Genomic DNA, 19,436 nt, shown 5'->3' on the forward strand with positions numbered 1-19,436 from the left:
CAAATGGGGAGGAAGACGGATGAAAAAAGCATTGATCGTTTGGGGAGGCTGGGACGGTCACCAGCCGAAGGAGGTTGCGGAAATTTTTCGCGGTCAGTTGGTGGAAGAAGGGTTCGAGGTTGAGGTATCGGATACGCTGGAAGCTTTCGCCGACGGAGAGAAGCTGAAGGGGCTTGATCTGATTATTCCGGTGTGGACGATGGGGCGCATCGAGCAGGAGTGGGTGAACAACGTCTCCGCCGCCGTGCAGAGCGGCGTGGGTCTTGCCGGTTGCCATGGCGGCATGTGCGACGCGTTCCGCGACAATACCGACTGGCAGTTCATGACCGGAGGGCAGTGGATCGCGCATCCGGGCAACGACGGCACAGAGTATACGGTGGAAATCAAGGCGGGGTCTAGTCCGCTGATCGCAGGGATCGAGGATTTCACAGTGTCGACGGAGCAGTACTATCTGCATGTCGATCCGGCTAACGAGGTGCTGGCTACGACGCGTTTCCCGGTAGCTCCGGGTCCGCATTCGCCTAACAAAGCGGTCGATATGCCGGTCATCTGGACGAAGCGCTGGGGACATGGACGTATCTATTACAATTCGCTCGGACATCAAGCGGACATTATGGAAATTCCAGTCGTCAAGGAACTGATGCGCAGAGGCTTTATATGGTGCGCGGAAGGCAAGGCCGCAGCCCCTGCGAGTACCGAGTCGGCTCAAGCCTATACAGGCATGCAGGATAATCAACTTTAATAGCGGGAATGAGGAGTCAGCGTGGATAAAATAAAAGTCGGCATCATCGGTACGGGCAACATTAGCGGCATCTATTTTCAAAACGGTAAAAGGTTTGAAGCGATGGAGGTTGTCGCATGCGCCGACCTGGATGTGGAGAGAGCGAAGGCTCGCGCGGCGGAGTACGGAGTTCGCGGCTGCTCGGTCGAGGAGCTTCTGGCCGATCCCGATATCCAGATGGTCATCAACCTGACGATTCCGGCTGCGCATGCCTCTGTATGCTTGCAAGCGCTGGAGGCCGGCAAGCACGTCTATGTGGAGAAGCCTCTGGCGGTGAGCCGCGAAGAGGGAAGCAAGGTGCTGGAGCTGGCCGCAAGCAAAGGGCTGCTCGTCGGCAGCGCTCCGGATACGTTTCTCGGAGGGGGCATTCAGACGGCGATCAAGCTGATTCGGGACGGACGAATCGGCACGCCGATCGGCGCGACGGCGTTTATGACGTGCGGCGGACACGAGAGCTGGCATCCCGCGCCGGAGTTTTATTATCAGAAGGGCGGCGGGCCGATGTTCGACATGGGCCCGTACTATTTGACCGCCCTGATCGCGATGCTGGGACCGATCTCGCGAGTGACCGGCTCGGCTCGCATCTCGTATCCGGAGCGGACGATTACGAGCCAACCGAAGTACGGACAGAAGGTGAAGGTGGAGGTGCCGACGCATATCGCCGGCATTATGGACTTCGCGGCGGGGCCGATCGGCACGCTGTTAACGAGCTTCGATACGATGGGCGGTTCGACCTTGCCTCGCATTGAGGTGTACGGAAGCGAAGGCACGCTGCTCGTACCGGACCCGAACGGCTTCGGAGGCGAAGTCCGCATCTGGCAGGCGGGAGCCAGGGAATGGGCCGACATTCCGCTGACGCACGGCAAAGCCGACAATGCTCGCGGCGTCGGCGCCGCGGACATGGCCAAGGCGATTCTGTCCGGCCGCAAGCATCGCGCGAGCGGGGAGTTGGCCTTCCATGTGCTGGAGGCGATGCATGGCTTTCACGACGCATCCGAACAAGGCGCGCACTACCAAATGAAGAGCACTTGCGAGACTCCGGCTCCGCTGCCGGTGGGATTGGCCGATTTCGAATTGGATTGATCCGTTGCGCCCCCGAATATGATACAATCGATGCGGAACGAGGAAGGCGGAGACTAGCCGCAGAGCTAGAACGCCTTTCTTGCGCATCATGACGCGTTGGCGGGAGAACGGAGACGACTTGTACCGGATGAATAAAAATTTGAAGTATTATGCAGGGCTTATTGCGGTGGCTGCGATATGGGGAGCGAATTTCGGGGTTTCCCGGAACGCGCTCGAAACCTTCGAGCCGGTCCTGTTCACCTTTTTGCGGTTCGGCTTGGCTGTGCCGTTCTTTTTTCTGCTGCTGAAATGGAAGGAAGGCAGCGTCGGCCTGCCGTGGAAGGTCGTGCTTCAGCTCGCCGCGATCGGCTTGATTGGGGTGACGGGCCTGGAAATCGCCGTCATGTATTCGATCAAATATACGACGCTGGCGAACGCTTCGCTGCTGAACGTAGCTCCTTGGCCGATTTTCGCCGCATTATTCGCGCCGTTGTTCGTGAAGGAGAGCTTCACCCGGCGTTTGGCGGTCGGGGGAGCCGCGGCGATTGTCGGCGTCACCTTCATCATTCTGGGCGGCAAGGAAGGCTTTAACCTGTCCTCCGACCATATGATCGGCAACTTGCTTGCGTTTGGAGTCAGCGTGGTCGGCGCGTTGTTTAACCTAAGCTGCATGCCGCTGATGAAACGCTACTCTCCTTTGCGCGTAAGCGCATGGTTTATCCTGTTCGGCAGCCTGTTTATGCTTCCGTTTACGCTGGGAAGCTGGGGCAAGGTCGATTGGAGCGGGCTTGGAGCGGAGCATTATGCGACGCTGGTCTACAATGTGGTCGTTTGCACGATTGTTGCATTTGTCGTCTGGAATGCCAGCATGTTCAAGATCGGCGCGGCGCGCTCGAACTTCTTCCGCTACGTCGTGCCCGCGACGGCTGTCGTGGCCGGGCTGTTGTTCTTCGACGAATCGATTTCAGGCTGGCAAATCGTCGGAGCGGTCTTCATGGCAGCCGGACTCGTGTGGATCAGCATGGAGAAGAAAAGCGAATCTGTCCGTGCGCCGATTCGAATGGAAACGAAAGAGGGCGCCGTTCCGTAAGCAGTGTTGCTTGAGCTGATCATAGACAAAATTAGGCTTAAAAATCGTCTATCCCGTCTGTTGCGGCATTGACGTTCACAAAACCTTTGTGGTCACGTGTATCGCTTCGACGAACAGCAAAGAAGTCAGCACTTACAAACGCCATCGCTTTTCAACCTCTACCCAAGGGCTGAAGGAGCTATCACAGTGGCTTTATGGGCATGACTGCAAAGATGTCTGCATGGATTCTATCGGATCGGCAACGTCGTTTCAGATACATTCGGTAAAAGTGCCATGAAGATTATGGGCAAGTTGCTCGACGATCCGCTCGATACTTCCTTTGATATGGAGCCGCTCGTTCACGGTTCCCTCAAAGCCAAGCTTCCGCAATTGTTTTTTCACAAAACCGATCTATGATCGGTTTTTTTGGTATGCTCGTTTTCCCTAATCCGGCGGGGAACCTGGATTTCAGACTTATCGGACCCTGGAAGAGGAAAGGACAGAGAGGTGACTTTCGGACGCGGAATGGCAGTATGCGTGCAAAGCGGGAACAAAGGGATACCGGTATAAAGAAATGGATAAGATTGCATGGTATCAAGAAAGCTCCGATAGCTCGACTCAAGGAAAAGCATGCCCGATTTCAAGACGGATGATCTTGGCTTTCGAATAGCGCTTGCAAATTAATGAAACATCAACAAAAACGAAGTGAAATATTTCCGGATCGTTCTGAAGAAAAAAACAGAACGCCCTTTTTTTATTGAGGTATAATCATGGGATCGCAAGAATGAGTGTGCACGAGGGAGGTTTGTTAGATGATTAGGATGAAGCGCAGAATGAACTTGATCACGCTCATTCTCCTTCTCATGAGCATTATCATTATTCCGGTCCTTATCCAAGGTTATATGTTGGGCAAGGGAGCGGTTAAACAAGTGGAGACGTTGTACGATAAATCGGTATCCAGCAACATGGAATCGCTCTCCATCAGCTTGGATTTTTACGTGAATCATATCGAGGATTATCTTCGCACTCTGTCGCAGGACCACGAATTGCAGAGATTGCTGAATCGGGACACCAACGCCTCTATCAGCAGCCAAGCCGTTATGGACCGCCTCAAGTCCTTTACCGCGGCCTATCGGTTGAGAGTGCCTTTATACGTACAGATCTTGACCGATCAAGGGGAAGTGTTCAGCAACAGCGCCCTGCACGATACGGAAGTCGAGAGGTTCAAACAAGTGTTGCGCGGGTTTAATTGGCCCGAAGAAAGGGTTCCTTATGACAATAACATCTTATATCGTAACGTCGGCGCCAATCTCCACGATCTTTCCAGCGATCATAACGCCTTATATTTTACGAAAAATATCGTGCAGGGAAATCAGGCTCTTGGCCTCTTGAACGTAGTGGTGAACGATAGCTTATTTCAACGGCTACTGCGCAAAATCCAACTAAACGGTTCTACGCTTGCTTTCATTAGCCAGGAAGACGGAGAATTGCTTATTTCGAGCGAAGACAACGGCTCTCCTCTACAGAAATTATCGAAAAACGCGATTTCCAAAGCTAAAAATAACGGGGGAGAATACGAAAGCTTTCATATCAAGTGGAACGGGCAAAATTACTTCTGTTCCATCCAGAATATCCCTTTTCTTAGATGGTATCTAATTGCTTTAACGCCCGAGGAATCTCTGGCCAGTCCGACTAAACAATTGTGGAATCATACGCTGACCGTAACGGTAGCCTCCATTGTATTAATTTCGCTCATCCTGTATATTTTCACGAGAAAAGCGATGGTTCCGATCTTGAATTTATCCAAGACGGTACGCAAAATCCGCTTTAACGAACCCGTGCAAGGGCATAGTATACCTTGGCAATTCCAGTACAAGGGATTGGAAGAGATCGAAATTTTGTTTTCGGGCATTCAACAGATGGTAAGCCGGATCAATGAACAGATCGAGCGAATCCAAACGGATGAACGGGAAAAGTCGAACCTGGAATTGAACCTGTTGCTCTCGCAAATTAAACCCCACTTCTTGCATAATTCGATCAACTCGATCCGCTGGATGGCGGAAATGAAGGGTGAGAAGACGATTGCCCAGACCCTTGTCAATCTAAGCAGCATGCTCAACTATACGTTAAGCAAATCGCTCACGATTTGGAGCACCGTCGGAGAAGAAATGGATTATGTAAGGAGCTATATCGCTTTTCAGGAAAAACGCATTTTCATGAAAATCGAAACGATATGGAATGTGCCGCAGGAAGTCCGGAACGCGAGAATTCTGAAGCTTACGCTGCAGCCGATCGTCGAAAACGCCATATTGCACGGATTTGCCGATCTTGACGGGATAACGCCGCGATTAACGCTGTCGTGCTTCGCGGAAGAGGGGCGGCTTCGGTTGGAAGTCATAGATAACGGAGCCGGTATCGAGGAAGCCGCGATTGCCGGAATGCTGCTTGATGACCCGGTTGGGACAAGGGACGAGGAAAGAATATCGGGTATCGGCTTGAAAAATGTGCACCGGCGCTTGCAATTGGAGTACGGCGCGCATTACGGCATCGAAATTCGAAGCGAGCTAGGCAAGGGAACGACCGTCGCGCTGACTTTTCCTTATATCGATCATATTGGAGGAGAATCCGAATGAAAGTAATGATTATAGAAGACGATATGCTCGTTAGAATGGGAATCAAATCGTTGATCCCTTGGTCGGAATTGGGACTTGAGGTGGTCTGCGAAGCAAGGGACGGAGCCGAGGCCGTAGAGTTGTACGAGAAGTTTTTACCTGAAATCGCGCTCGTGGATATTTTGCTTCCGAAGATGAACGGGCTGGATTTTATAGAGAAGGTCAAACCGCTTAATCCTCGCGGAGAGTTTATTATTCTTACCTGCAATCAAGATTTCGAAACGGTTCGCCAATCGTTGCGTCTTGGCGTTCATGATTTCATCGTGAAATCGACGATGGAAATCGAAGAGCTTCAGCGGATACTGAAGCAATTAACGGACAAGATGAAAACCAAAATGTCTTACCCTCAAGAGGAAGCGGCATCGGAGACGGGTTCGAGATCCATTCGCAAAGCGGGTCTGTTAAGAGATTGGTTGCACGGATTGTATAACGGCGCTGAGACGGAAGACTTCGCGGAGAGACTAGGGGAGTTTAAATATTTTCTCGAAGAGGGACAATATCAGGCATGGGCTGTGGCCTTGGACGTTTCCCGGAGCGATTCGATGCTTACTTCCCAGGAAGTCGTGAAAATCGGCCATTCGATCGATCATATGGCCGCGGAGCTTTACCGAGGGAAGCTAATCGGGTTCGTGGAGAACATCAAAGACAACCGCTGGCATGTTCTGTTGCGCAGCGGTAACGGCATTGAGATCGACCCGGAGCTGTTGATCGACTCCGTGTCGCAGTATCTCGGCCACTCCCTATCCATCGCGGTTAGCGATCGATTTACGGATTGGAGGGACTGGATAGAGTACGACCGTATGGCTGGGGAACTGCTAAGCCTTAAATATTATCGCGAAGACGATCATTTGTTCCAAGGGGAACCGCCCGAATCCACGCTTTCCGATGCTATGTTCGTTTGGAAAAAGTCGATAATGAACAAGCTTTCGGGTTATCTATTCGAGCAGGCGGAAGACCAACTGGCCGACTTGAAACGGGTCATTGGTCCGCCGTATCCCAAACCGACGTTAACGTACAATGTTCTTGAAGACGTTTTATTCCAACTGAAACAGATATCCGAAATGACGGGAAGAAGTCTTCCGGAAGGGCAATTCCAAAGAACCGAGCTGCTGAACTGCGTTTCGTTATCTCAAGCCGTTCATTTGCTGAGCAGTGCGATCCAGGTGTTGCAGGATCCGATAGCCAGGGAGAAGAGCGGCCATGAGAGAAAGAAGTTCGTCGATGCTACGGAGTTATTCATTCAGGAGCATCGCTTCGAGGATATCAGTTTAAATGGGATAGCCGCGCATCTGAAAATAAGCCCGGTTTATCTCAGCCGAATTTATAAGGAAGAGAAGGGAATCTCGTTCAGCAACGCCGTATTGACGGCCAAAGTGGAGCAAGCCGAAACGATGATCCGAAGCGGAATGACTTTAACCGAAATTTCCGATAAGCTGGGCTATTTGAATCTCAGCTCGTTTACCCGGATGTTCAAGAAAATCAAGGGAATCGCTCCGTCGTATTACGCGGAAACGGAATCGGAAACGGAATCGCGTTAAAAAATGTCAAGTCCGCACTATAAAATGATAAGTCCGAACTGCCATAGTTATAAAGTGGTAAATCAAATAGTTGGCTTAGGAGATTCAATTGCTTAAGGAAAGCTTCTAAACTAGGCTTCAAGACATCCATTAACGAAAGAGGGAAGCTTTCCATGCAATTGAGAAAAGGGTCGGTTGTAACTGCAACATTAATCATGGTAACGGCACTTTTCCTTAACGCATGCAGCAGCGGCACAAATGAAAGCGCTTCTTCCAAAGGTGACAAGAAAGTCGATCTTGTTTTCTGGAATTCGGGGTTTGCCACCATCGACGAAAATAACAAAGCCAAGAAAAAGGAAGACTTCTATATTTCCCAGGCGGTGGAACGTTATCAAAAGCTGCACCCGAACGTCAGAGTCGACGTGCAGGACGTTCCATCGGGAGACGAGCTGTTTGCCAAGTTCCAAACGGCCAGCATCGCCAAGAACGGCCCCGACCTGACCGTACTCTGGTCCGGTTCGTACATGCTCCGCTTTAAACAATTTTTGGAGCCGATGGATCCGTACTTCACGGCCGAAGAAAGAGCTCGAATCGTCGGTTGGAGTGCTACCACGGAAGACTTCACGAACGACGGCAAAGCCTACGGCGTTCCGTTCGGGACGGACGGCACCTTCCTCCTGGCGTACAACAAAAAGATCTTTGCCGAGGCGGGAGTCGATCCGGTCGCGCAGCGTCCGAAAAACTTCCAGCAATTCGTGGCCATGCTCGAGAAGATCAAAGCGCAAAACGTGACGCCGCTTGGCTTGTTCAAAGACAGCTTCCTCCATGTACCCGATTACTGGATCGCACAGACGGTAGATATCCCGGGTCTGGACAGCTTGGTCAAAGGCACGTCTAACTTCTCCGATCCGAAGCTGGTGAACGTGATGAAGGGCTGGCATGAGCTCTTCGACAAAGATTTGGTCATTGCGGACGATTCCATTCGCCAATTGTTCATCCAAGGCCAGCTGGGCATGAGCGTGGGGGCCAACTCGGACATCACGAACTTCAGCGATGAGATGGGCGATAACGTCGGCTTTATGAAAATCCCGGATTTCAGCGAGGACGTCAAAATCCACGATGGCGGTCCCGGCGGCGTCGGCGCGGCGTTCGTCGTGACGAATTACTCCGAGCACGCCAAAGAAGCGGCCGAATTCGTCAAGTTCCTGATGAGCAAAGAAGAACAAATCAACAAGATCAAGTCGGGCGAAGCGCGGATTACCGTAGTTAACGACGTCGACGTGAACGAATACGTATCCGATCCGTTAGTCAAGACGATGCAGGATATGGCTAACGAACCGAGCACGATTTTCTGGCCGGACAACGTCTACCCAGCCGAGCTGACTAGCGAGATGATGTCGCTGCAGTCCTTGGTGTCCGGCGGGAAAATGACGGCGGAAGAATTCATGAAGAAGATCGATCAGAAACGCGACGAGCTTCTCAAGAGCAAAAGCAACTAAGCGAAAATGACCTCCCGCGATGGGAGGTCATTTTTATAGAAGCAAGGAGGAACAGGTAGTTTTAGGGGGGGATGACACCGAATGAATAAGCTTCGAAGCTCTTTTTTTGCTAAATTGATCGTGATCCTGCTGTTGGTAAATATACCGGTAGTCATCGGTATGCTGCTCTTTTTTTATCAAAGCATGTCTTCATTAAAAATCAATGCAATGGAATCCATCCGGCAAAATCAGAGCGAGTTGGTGAAAGCGGCGGAGAGCGATATCGATTACGTCAAGCAACAATTGTTCAAGATATCCAACATGAGCGACTGGAATGAACTTAACGCTAGCCATCCCGGCGGGATCGATTACAGCGGAATCTCCGCGATCAATCGCTTCCGGGAAAGATTCCAGAATACGGTCGATACCAGCCTGCTCTTTTCCGATATTTGGGCGAATATCCCATCCGTTAACCGGCGCTTTTCGGCTAAGAACGGCTTGGAAGACTTCAATGCGGAAGAGGATAATAAGATCAGGTCTTTCTATCATGACTACAAGCGCGTCGTGGAGTGGGACGGGAGAATGTTTATTGCATCAAAAAGCGGCTATTCGGAAGATGCGGCAGTGAATTTAGCGGCGGAAATCGATAAGCAGAAATTATGGAGGCTTGTGGAAACACGGAAGAGCTTTGCGAAGGAAGAAATCCTCTTTGCTTTCCATGGCAACGAGGAAACGTACTTGTACGATACGGCGAGCGAGGTTGCTAGGGAATTGATACAATCCGGCTTTGCTAATCAGAATACGGACGTTCCCCAAAACTTATTGATTCAAACCTCCTCTTCACTGGGCGATTTTACCGTTTATAGCATCGTGCCTACCTCTAGCCTGTTTTCCTTTTTAGAACGTTTTTATACCCTTATGTTTATCGTGCTTTTTTGTACGGTGGCGTCGATTGCTTCTTACTTTCTCGTGGTCGGGAAGCTTATTAAAAGGCCGATTCGGATCTTGATAGACGGATTTAAGCAAATAGAGAAAGGAGATTTTTCTACGCGGCTGGAACGCAAGAGCAAGGATGAAATTTCCTATCTGTACGGGAACTTCAACACCATGTCCGCGAGGCTAAGCGACTTGATTACCGAAAACTACATCAAAGAGATCTATGCGCAACGCGCGATTTACCGGCAATTGCAATCGCAAATCAACCCGCACTTTTTATACAACAGCTTTTATGTTTTGCATCGCATGATCAAAGAGGGCGACAACGAGAACGCGGAGGAATTCTCGATCGGGTTGAGTCGGTACTATAAATTTCTGACCAAAAATTCGCGCGGCGACGTGCTGTTGGAGGAAGAAATGCTGCACACGGAAGCGTACATGAACATTATGAAAAAACGTTACGGCTCCAGAGTATCCATTGCAGTGCATGTCGAAAATCTTTCCATTTTGCGCGTAGAGGTGCCGCGGTTGATTTTGCAACCCTTCGTAGAAAACATTTTTATGTACGGTATCGGGTACAAACGCGAAAGCCTGCAGGTTGCATTAACGATTAGGCGGGAAGGCCAAGAACTTATCATCCGCATCTCGGACAACGGCAAAGGGATAGAGGAAGACCTTCTGCGGAAATTCCAGAAAGAACTTTTACTTCCGGACGCCCCATCCGACTCTGCCATCTTTAACATCAATAAGCGGTTAAAAATCAAATTCGGAACCGATTGCGGCGTGTTTGTAACCAATGGCCTCAGCGGAGGATGCCAAGTAGAGATTAGGATCCCCTATCGCTTGCAGGGCGCTGAAACGAGAGGTGTAGAAGCATGTACCGAATAATCGTAGTCGACGATGAAGCGGCCATAACCGATTGGCTTGAACAAGCCATTTCCGAACATTTTGGCGGGAAGGTCGAGGTATACAAAGCTTATTCCGCGGATGAATGCCTTGACTTAATGGCCAGGGGGAGCTTCCATATTTTGTTGACGGACATCAGTATGCCGTTTATATCCGGTCTGGATTTATTGAAAGCGATTTCGGTGTATTATCCGAAAACGAAAAAAATAGTGTTATCCGCTCATGACAACTTCGAGTATGCCAAAAGAGCGATCGACTTCGAGGTGACGGCTTACGTGCTGAAAAGCGAGAGTGACGAGATTTTATTTGAGGCTATGGAAAAAGCGATTGCAGAGGCGGTAAGCGACCAAGAGCTGTTCAGCCTGACGGAAAAACTAAAACTGCAGTCCCAAAAGTGGGAAGGCGCTATAAAAAACAGCCATCTACAGCATCTGTTATTTGGTGAAATCGGTTTGGACGAACTTGCTGCAAGAGTAGACGGCTCATTGGATTATTCGCGTCCGGTGGAAATGGCGTTGCTGGCTATCGATGTGCGAGATGTCTCGGGACGAGCCTTCGCGATGATGGCGCTTGAGGCTTCGCTTGCGGAATTTCTGAAACCTCATTTCTCTTATGAAATGGTGGAGACAGGGGTGTCGGAGGTTACCTTGCTGGCACAGTTCAATAATTTTAGCGGAGTCTACGGGGAAGCCGCCCTAATCCTAAAATCTCTCTTTGTGATGTACGAAAATACGCAGGAGAGTTTTTACCGTTTGACAGGAAAGTACGTCAACATCGTCTATTCCGTGCAGGCCGTGAGCGCGGCGAATTTACACGCAAAATATATTCAATTCGAAGAAACTTTGCAAAAGTGTCGCGATTTGGATTGCTCTATTCTTTTGCCCGAAACGACCGAGTATAAAGCACCCAAACCTTCTCATGCGACTAATGGAATCAGCAGAGAAATCGGAATCTTACTTAAATATATCCATCAAAACATGGACAAGGATTTATCGCTCATCAGGCTTGCGGACGTCGCGTACTTAAATTCCTCTTACCTATCCCATTTATTCAAACAGCAGGTTGGCATGAATCTCTCCGATTACGTAAAGGCCGAACGTATCCGGATCTGCAAAGAAATGCTGACAAATCCCAAATACAAGATACACGAGATCGCGCGCAGCGTGGGCTATGACAATGCTTCGTATTTTAGCCGTTTCTTCAAGAAGATGACCGGAATTACGCCTCAAGACTACCGAAATCGCCTTTCGATCGAGTAGCGATCCGCCGGAACATAGTCCACCGAAATTTCCAATGAAAAGGACAGGAATACAAAGGAATCGTAACTACTGCCTGATTCGAAAACGCCTTACCATTAAGGTAATCCAAAGCGATTGACCTGTACGAGTATACAAGGAGGATAACCATGAAACGTTCGTTTGTAAGCGTGATCATAGCCGCGTCGCTATTCTCTCTAACGGCTTGCGCGGTTTCGCCGGGCAACGACCAAAGCAAGGGGGGCGTACCCGGCTGGAACGAGGCCACGGGCAAATACGAGCCCGATATTATCTTTACGGTGGGAACCGCGGAGGCCGACCCTTCCAGCGAGAAAATCGACGGCCAAACTGAAGAAGACAATGTTTGGATCGATGCCTATCGGGACGAGTTGGGGATCAAGTTCGAAGATATGTTCGTCGTAAGCAGCTCGCAGCTGGAAGAAAAACTGAATTTGCAGATCGCATCGGGTCAAATCCCCGATCTGATGTCCGTAAACCGCAAACAGTTCGAAATGCTGGTTAAATCGGGTTTGGCCGCGGATTTGACCGAGGCGTTCGAAAAATACGCGAGTCCAAAAACCAAAGAGTATGTTGTCGCCGACGGCGGCATTTGCATGGATATGTCCCGAATCAATGGAAGTCTGTACGCGCTGCCCGCTACGCAGGGGTACCTGGAAAGCGCGGGAGTTATCACTTGGCTGCGCAAAGATTGGTTGGACAATTTGAAGTTGGAAGTTCCCAAAACTTTCGACGATCTGGAAAAGATCATGAGAGCTTTTACAAAGGACGACCCCGATCGCAACGGGCTGAACGACACTTATGCCTTTACGACAAGCAACACATTGGATGAGTTGATCGGATTGTTCGACAGCTTCGGGTCGCATCCCAAGTCTTGGGTGAAAAATGCCGGAGGGGAAATCGTGTACGGCGGCACGCAGCCGGAAACGAAAGCCGCGCTTTCCTTTATGAATAAAGCCTTTCAAGAAGGCTTGATCAATCGCGAGTTTGGCGCCAATGATTGGAACCAGTTCACCAAAGCAATCGACGGCAACAAAGCAGGCATGGCCTGGCTGCCTTGGTACGCGGTCGATTGGCCGCTAGGGGCTTCTCACCGCGAGACGGGCGCCGAATGGGTACCCGTCAAGATCTTCGGTGCCGGCGGAGGCGACGCCAAGGTAATGGGAGTTGCGGGTCCGGACACATATTATGTCGTTCGCAAAGGGTATGAGCATCCCGAAGCGCTTGTTCGAATGTTCAATCTCTGGTTCGAGAAAGCCTATGGCAGCAAGGAAGATATCCTCAAATATCACAAGAACGAAAAAGGCGAAATGCCCGCCAAGTTCAGTCAAGTCAAACCGTGGCTTGCCCACGAGGACATCGGGTATCACCTGAAAATACTAGAGAAGCTGGCGGGCAAGGACGTGGGCGAAATGTTTCCCTCCAACGAAATGTATTACGAAGGCGTGTTGCGTTACATGGCGAATCCCACCGAAGACGACTATATAACCTACAAAATGTACGGACCCGATAGCGCAAGCGGTATTCTGAACGATTATATGAAAAACGGTCTGGTCCTGCAGGAGCAATATTATAGTACCGGCACGGAGACGATGAAGAAGAAATGGGGTGTGCTTGAAACGAAGCAGCTCGAAGCCTATGTAAAGATCATTATGGGCGAAGCGCCGATCGATGCTTTCGATGATTTCGTAAAAGACTGGGAGTCCAGCGGCGGCCGACAGATTGTAAAAGAAGTGCGAGAATCCGTACAGGGGAATAAGTAGAGAGGTGCAACCGTGAAGCAGAGACAAGCGCAGCTCCCGCGCAAAAGCTTAAACCGGTATGTGTTGAAAACGCAGCTTACCTATCATGGCCTTATGTTTCCGGCTTGCGTTTTCCTCATCCTGTTTTCTTACATGCCTATGTTCGGCATTATCATGGCTTTTCAAGATTTTACTCCGACCGACGGAATTTTCGGCTCGAGTTTCGTGGGGTTTGACAATTTCGTACGTCTCTTCACGCTGGACAACATTCAGCAGGTCATGTTCAACACGCTTTATATTTCCATCATGAAGATTATTCTCGGTTTGCTGGTGCCGATCCTGTTCGCGCTGCTGCTGAACGAGGTGCGTAATCGATTATTCGTCCGTTCGGTACAGACCATCGTCTATCTTCCTTATTTTCTGAGCTGGGTCATATTGGCGGGCGTTTTTATCGAGATCCTGTCTCCTTCTAACGGGTTGGTCAATCATGCGTTGAAAATATTCGGTATCGACCCGATTTTCTTTTTGGGGGATAAAAGTTGGTTTCCCAACGTGATCATCATCACCGATACTTGGAAAAGTTTCGGGTTCGGGACCATCGTATATTTGGCGGCCCTTACGAGCATAGACCCTTCCTTATACGAGGCGGCCAAAGTGGATGGAGCCAACTATTATCGGCAGATGCGTCATATCACGCTGCCAGGCATCACCAATATCGTGGTGCTCATGACGGTGCTCTCCATCGGCAGCATCCTAGATGCCGGTTTCGATCAAATTTATAATTTGTACAATCCGGTCGTGTATGAAACGGGAGATATCCTGGACACGTTCGTCTTCCGATTGGGGATCAAGGATATGTTGTTCTCGATATCGACGGCCGTGAGCCTGATCAAGTCGATTGTCTCCTTCGTATTGATCGTTATCTCCTATAGGCTGGCCTATCGCTTAACCGAATATAAAATTTTTTAGGAGCCGTCATGAAAACAACAAAGGCGAAGAACGGAATACAAACCAGTTGGCAGAGAAAAGCGTTCATGGCGTGCAATCTCATCTTTTTGAGCTTGATCTCGTTAATATGCATCCTTCCTCTAGTACATATACTCGCCCTTTCATTTAGCTCCTCTTTCGCTGCTTCCAGCGGGAAAGTCGGGATCTGGCCGGTAGATGCAACCTTGGAGTCTTATAAGTACGTGCTACAAAACACGTCGTTCTGGCACGCATTCGTCGTTACGCTCAAACGTCTGGCTCTCGCCGTGCCGCTTACGTTGTTTATTGTGTTTATCACGGCGTATCCGATGGCGAAAAGCAGCCAAAAGTTCAAGGGGAGGGAGTTTTACACTTACTTCATGCTTATCCCGATGCTTTTTGGAGGCGGACTTATCCCCGAGTACATGACGTTTATGAAATACGGTCTTGTCAACAATCTATGGGTTTTGGTGTTGCCCGGTTTGGTCCCCGTCTTTTCCGTTATTTTGTTGATGAATTTTATTCGCGATTTACCCGCGGAGATGGAAGAGGCGGCAAGCATCGACGGCGCAGGACCCTTAACCAGCTTGTTCAGAGTCGTCCTGCCGTTAGCGACGCCCGCTATCGCGACCATTGCGCTATTTTGCATCGTGGGACATTGGAACTCGTGGTTCGACGGCATATTGTACATGAACCATCCCAAGAACTATCCTTTGCAAAGCTTCTTGCAAAAAGCGATTACCGCGTACGATGCCAAAACGATTACCTCTAAAGATTTAATGACAATGCGGCTGATCTCGGACCAGACTACCCGCGCCGCCCAGATTTTCGTCGCGACCTTACCCGTGTTGATAGTGTATCCGTTTTTGCAGAAGCATTTTACCAAAGGCTTGGTCATGGGAAGCGTTAAGGGGTAAAAAGCGAGGATGGAGATGAAAACGGTTTAAAAGATGTCAATGCCGTCTTATAAAAATGATAAACCGGCTGCTCAACGGATATAAAGTGATAAACCAAGTGGTTGGCTCAGGACATTCATCTGCTCGAGATAAGCTTCTATACTAGGTTTCAAGACATCAACTTACGAAAGAGGGAAGCTTCCATGAAACTAAGAAGAGGGTCGGTTGTAACCGCAACATTGATCATGGTATTGGCACTCGTGCTTAACGCGTGCGGCAGTGGCGCAAATGAAAGCGCTTCTTCCAGCGGTAACGGGGAGAAGCAAATCAAACTCGTATTCTGGAATTCGGGGTTTGCCACCATCGACGAAAATAACAAAGCCAAGAAAAAGGAAGACTTCTATATTTCCCAAGCGGTGGAACGTTATCAGAAGCTGCATCCGAACATCAAAATCGACGTGCAGGACGTTCCATCGGGAGACGAGCTGTTCGCCAAGTTCCAAACGGCCAGCATCGCCAAGAACGGCCCCGACCTGACCGTACTCTGGTCCGGTTCGTACATGCTCCGCTTTAAGCAGTTTTTGGAGCCGATGGACCCGTACTTCACGGCCGAAGAAAGAGCTCGAATCGTCGGTTGGAGTGCTACCACGGAAGACTTCACGAACGAAGGCAAAGCCTACGGCGTTCCGTTCGGGACGGACGGCACCTTCCTCCTGGCGTACAACAAAAAGATCTTTGCCGACGCGGGAGTCGATCCGGTCGCGCAACGTCCGATAAACTTCCAGCAATTCGTGGCCATGCTCGAGAAGATCAAAGCGCAAAACGTGACGCCGCTTGGCTTGTTCAAAGACAGCTTCCTCCATGTGCCCGATTACTGGATCGCCCAGACGGTAGATATCCCGGGTCTGGACAGCTTGGTCAAAGGCACGTCTAACTTCTCCGATCCGAAGCTGGTGAACGTGATGAAGGGCTGGCATGAGCTCTTCGACAAAGATCTGGTCATTGCGGACGATTCCATTCGCCAATTGTTCATCCAAGGCCAACTGGGCATGAGCGTGGGGGCCAACTCGGACATCACGAACTTCAGCGAAGAGATGGGCGATAACGTCGGCTTTATGAAAATCCCGGATTTCAGCGAGGACGTCAAAATCCACGATGGCGGTCCCGGCGGCGTCGGCGCGGCGTTCGTCGTGACGAATTACTCCGAGCACGCCAAAGAAGCGGCCGAATTCGTCAAGTTCCTGATGAGCAAAGAAGAACAAATCAACAAGATCAAGTCGGGCGAAGCGCGGATTACCGTAGTTAACGACGTCGACGTGAACGAATACGTATCCGATCCGTTAGTCAAGACGATGCAGGATATGGCTAACGAACCGAGCACGATTTTCTGGCCGGACAACGTCTACCCAGCCGAGCTGACTAGCGAGATGATGTCGCTGCAGTCCTTGGTGTCCAGCGGGAAAATGACGGCGGAAGAATTCATGAAGAAGATCGATCAGAAACGCGACGAGCTTCTGAAAAACAAGAGCAAGTAAGACAAGATGACCTCCCGCTAAGGGAGGTCGCTTTACAAAAGGCAAGGAGGAAGATGGGAATGAGTCTTAAGCAAGAGCGCTGGGTAGGTTGGTTCTCCTTGCTGCCGGCTTTTCTGCTATTGGCGATATTCGTGGGCTATCCGATGTTTAATACGTTCTTTCATAGCTTTACGGAATGGGACGGGGTCAATTCCGCGTTCATAGGGCTGGATAATTTCAAAAACATCGTAAGCAACGGGGATTTGCCGCTCATGTTGCGCAATAATTTGATCTTTTTATTATCCGTTCCGGGCATCTTGTTGATCTCGCTCACGGTATCGGTCCTGTTACACGAGGAGGTTCGGGGCTGGCGCTTTTTCCGTTCCGTGTATTATTTGCCGGCCATTCTCTCGTCGGTGGTTATCGGCTTCTTGGCGAAATCCATGTTTACCGGCAGGGGCGTCGTGAATACCCTTCTTGAAAATATCGGACTTGGCCGTTTTACCGTGGATTGGTTGAATACGGTCCCGACCGAATTTATGATCTTGATCCTTTGTTTCTACTGGCAAACGCTTGGTCAAGGCACGCTTATCTTTCTATCGGGGCTTTCCTCCATCTCCAATGAATTGTTCGATGCGGCGAAAATCGACGGCACGACTTGGCGGCAGCGCCTGGTTTACATCGTCATCCCGTCTCTGTACCCGGCCATCTTTTATTTTACGATCGTTAACGTCATTTACGTGTTCGTGGGACTGTTCGGGCTCGTTTATTCGATTACGGGCGGGGGCCCGGGTTACGAAACGACGCCGATCGATTACATGATTTACATTCAAGCCTTCAGAAGCGGCAATATGGGCTACGCGAGCGCGCTTTCGGTTTTTCTGTTCTTCATCGTCATGTTGATTACCTGGATTCAGTTGAAAATATCCAAGCGCTTGGAGCAGTAGGAGGACAAGATGAAAACGGCCTCGACAAAAGTGATTAGATTGCTGATTTTTATCGTTCTCGCCCTCATCGCCATTATGTCCATGTATCCTCTCTTTTACATGGCGTTCAGCAGCATGAAGCCGACGATCGAGTATATCAAACACCCGATCGCGCTTCCCGAAACGTGGTACTTCGATAATTTCAAAGCTTTGTTTTATCGGTTTTCCTTGGTTCGCTTATTCGGCAACACGGTCTTATACGTGGGGTTGAGCATGGTGGCTTGCCTCGTCGTCTCCGTTCCGGCCGCATACGCTTTCGCCAAATTGAAATTCAGGTTCAGAAACGGGTTTTACGTCGCGATGATCGCCACGATGACGATCCCGGGCGTCACCTTTATCATTCCGAACTACTTGTTGATGTCCAGAATCGGCTGGACCGACCATATCGTGTCCGTCGTCGTCATTTGGGCCGTCTCCGCCATTCCGAGCACGGTATTCCTGCTCACTTCCTTAATGAGGGGGATGCCCGACGAAGTGCTTGAAGCGATCAAAATGGACGGCGCGAAATATCATCAGGCCATGATTAAAATCATTCTTCCCATGAGCCTGCCGGGCGTGGTCACCGTATCGATCTTTAACGCGACCAATTGGTGGAACGATCTGCTGACCCCGCTGATCTATTTGCAGTCCGATCATCTGAAGACGGTAACCGTGGCCGTAGCGACCGTGCTCAACAGGTTCAGCTCGGATTATCCGCTGCTGCTGTCCGGATTGCTGCTCGCTTCGTTGCCGCCGATCGCCATTTATATTATTTTCCAAGGTTTCATCCGCAAGGGCTTGGTCATCGGAGCCGTCAAATAACCTAAACCGAATGAGGGAAAGAAAGGAAGTCATGCTCATGAGTACGAATCCCACGAAGCAAGGTCGCCTTGATTCCAAAGTAGCCATCGTAACGGGGGCGGCAGCGGGAATCGGCAAAGGAACCGCGCTGCTATTCGCCGAAGAGGGCGCGAAGCTTGTGCTGGTCGACTTACAGGAAGAAAAGCTGAACGAAGTCGCCGCGGAAATCCGCGAAGCGGGAGGAAGCTGCGAAATCGTATGCGGGAACGTCGGCTTGATGGCAACCGCGGAACGCGCGGTTGCCCGCGCAGTCGACGCCTACGGTCAGCTCGATATCTTGTTCAACAATGCAGGCATTATGCCGGTCGGCGATATTCAGGATTATCCCGAAGAAACGTGGGACGAAGTGTTGCAGGTCAACTTGAAATCGATGTTCCTGATGTGCAAAAAAGCGATTCCCGAGATGCTCAAAGGAAACGGCGGCTCCATTATCAATACGTCGTCCGTGATGGCTTCGCTGACGGAGCCGGGTTATACCGCCTACTCCGCTTCTAAAGCGGGCATTATCGGCTTAACGAAGGAAATCGCCGTCTCGTATGCCGAGAAAGGCATTCGTTGCAACGCCATTTCTCCGGGGTGGGTGGAAACGGATATGAACGTCCGGCTTGCCGATAGCCTGGGAGGCATGGATAAATTGTATCCGATTATCAAACAGCAGCAGCCGCTCGGAAGAATGGCTACGACGCGCGAAGTGGCCTACGCCGTACTGTTCCTGGCCTCGGATGAATCCGTCGTCGTCAACGGCTCTAATCTGAGCATCGATGGGGCGGCATCGGCCGCAATCTGATGTCGAGGAT

15 protein-coding genes and 1 pseudogene are annotated in these 19,436 nt (G+C 50.4%); all 16 read left to right on the forward strand.

The annotated features are described in order from the left end of the window. Positions 1-19: 19 nt before the first annotated feature. The gene (locus tag J4772_RS28360; RefSeq protein WP_116065824.1) at positions 20-742 is read left to right on the forward strand and encodes a ThuA domain-containing protein; all 723 of its coding nucleotides are present in this window, start codon (positions 20-22) and stop codon (positions 740-742) included. A gap of 21 nt (positions 743-763) precedes the next feature. Beyond that, on the forward strand, positions 764-1,864 hold the full coding sequence (locus J4772_RS28365) for a Gfo/Idh/MocA family protein (RefSeq protein WP_209072443.1): 1,101 nt from the start codon (positions 764-766) through the stop codon (positions 1,862-1,864). A 127-nt stretch (positions 1,865-1,991) separates the two neighbouring features. Continuing rightward, positions 1,992-2,933 (forward strand): DMT family transporter, encoded by a 942-nt coding sequence (locus J4772_RS28370; protein ID WP_116065842.1) that lies wholly within the window; start codon positions 1,992-1,994, stop codon positions 2,931-2,933. Between the two features lie 493 nt (positions 2,934-3,426). After that, positions 3,427-3,522, forward strand: a pseudogene (locus J4772_RS37195) (formylglycine-generating enzyme family protein); the annotation flags it as partial. A 202-nt stretch (positions 3,523-3,724) separates the two neighbouring features. Continuing rightward, complete coding sequence (locus J4772_RS28380) at positions 3,725-5,545, forward strand: sensor histidine kinase (protein ID WP_209072444.1); 1,821 nt, start codon at positions 3,725-3,727, stop codon at positions 5,543-5,545. Continuing rightward, positions 5,542-7,122, forward strand: a complete 1,581-nt coding sequence (locus J4772_RS28385) for a response regulator transcription factor (protein ID WP_209072445.1) — start codon at positions 5,542-5,544, stop codon at positions 7,120-7,122. The genes J4772_RS28380 and J4772_RS28385 overlap by 4 nt, the downstream gene beginning before the upstream one ends. A 152-nt stretch (positions 7,123-7,274) precedes the next feature. Further along, on the forward strand, positions 7,275-8,600 hold the full coding sequence (locus J4772_RS28390) for an ABC transporter substrate-binding protein (protein WP_209072446.1): 1,326 nt from the start codon (positions 7,275-7,277) through the stop codon (positions 8,598-8,600). 81 nt (positions 8,601-8,681) lie between these two features. Continuing rightward, the gene (locus J4772_RS28395) at positions 8,682-10,403 is read left to right on the forward strand and encodes a sensor histidine kinase (RefSeq protein WP_209072447.1); all 1,722 of its coding nucleotides are present in this window, start codon (positions 8,682-8,684) and stop codon (positions 10,401-10,403) included. Beyond that, positions 10,391-11,680: a response regulator transcription factor gene (locus J4772_RS28400; protein WP_209072448.1), complete on the forward strand. Its 1,290-nt coding sequence runs from the start codon at positions 10,391-10,393 to the stop codon at positions 11,678-11,680. Before J4772_RS28395 ends, J4772_RS28400 begins: the two co-directional genes overlap by 13 nt. A gap of 146 nt (positions 11,681-11,826) precedes the next feature. Then, the gene (locus J4772_RS28405) at positions 11,827-13,458 is read left to right on the forward strand and encodes an extracellular solute-binding protein (RefSeq protein ID WP_209072449.1); all 1,632 of its coding nucleotides are present in this window, start codon (positions 11,827-11,829) and stop codon (positions 13,456-13,458) included. A gap of 93 nt (positions 13,459-13,551) precedes the next feature. Beyond that, complete coding sequence (locus J4772_RS28410) at positions 13,552-14,406, forward strand: ABC transporter permease (RefSeq protein ID WP_209077494.1); 855 nt, start codon at positions 13,552-13,554, stop codon at positions 14,404-14,406. A gap of 221 nt (positions 14,407-14,627) precedes the next feature. Beyond that, the gene (locus J4772_RS28415) at positions 14,628-15,320 is read left to right on the forward strand and encodes a carbohydrate ABC transporter permease (RefSeq protein WP_371822767.1); all 693 of its coding nucleotides are present in this window, start codon (positions 14,628-14,630) and stop codon (positions 15,318-15,320) included. 182 nt (positions 15,321-15,502) lie between these two features. Continuing rightward, the gene (locus J4772_RS28420; RefSeq protein ID WP_209072451.1) at positions 15,503-16,834 is read left to right on the forward strand and encodes an ABC transporter substrate-binding protein; all 1,332 of its coding nucleotides are present in this window, start codon (positions 15,503-15,505) and stop codon (positions 16,832-16,834) included. A 59-nt stretch (positions 16,835-16,893) separates the two neighbouring features. Further along, positions 16,894-17,760, forward strand: coding sequence for a carbohydrate ABC transporter permease (locus J4772_RS28425; RefSeq protein ID WP_209072452.1), 867 nt, complete (start codon positions 16,894-16,896; stop codon positions 17,758-17,760). A 9-nt stretch (positions 17,761-17,769) separates the two neighbouring features. After that, positions 17,770-18,600 (forward strand): carbohydrate ABC transporter permease, encoded by an 831-nt coding sequence (locus J4772_RS28430; RefSeq protein WP_209072453.1) that lies wholly within the window; start codon positions 17,770-17,772, stop codon positions 18,598-18,600. A gap of 37 nt (positions 18,601-18,637) precedes the next feature. Further along, a complete protein-coding gene (locus J4772_RS28435; RefSeq protein WP_209072454.1) occupies positions 18,638-19,426 on the forward strand; it encodes an SDR family NAD(P)-dependent oxidoreductase in 789 nt (262 codons plus the stop codon). Positions 19,427-19,436: the final 10 nt, after the last annotated feature.

This window comes from Cohnella sp. LGH (genome assembly GCF_017671885.1).
Classification (GTDB): domain Bacteria; phylum Bacillota; class Bacilli; order Paenibacillales; family Paenibacillaceae; genus Cohnella; species Cohnella phaseoli.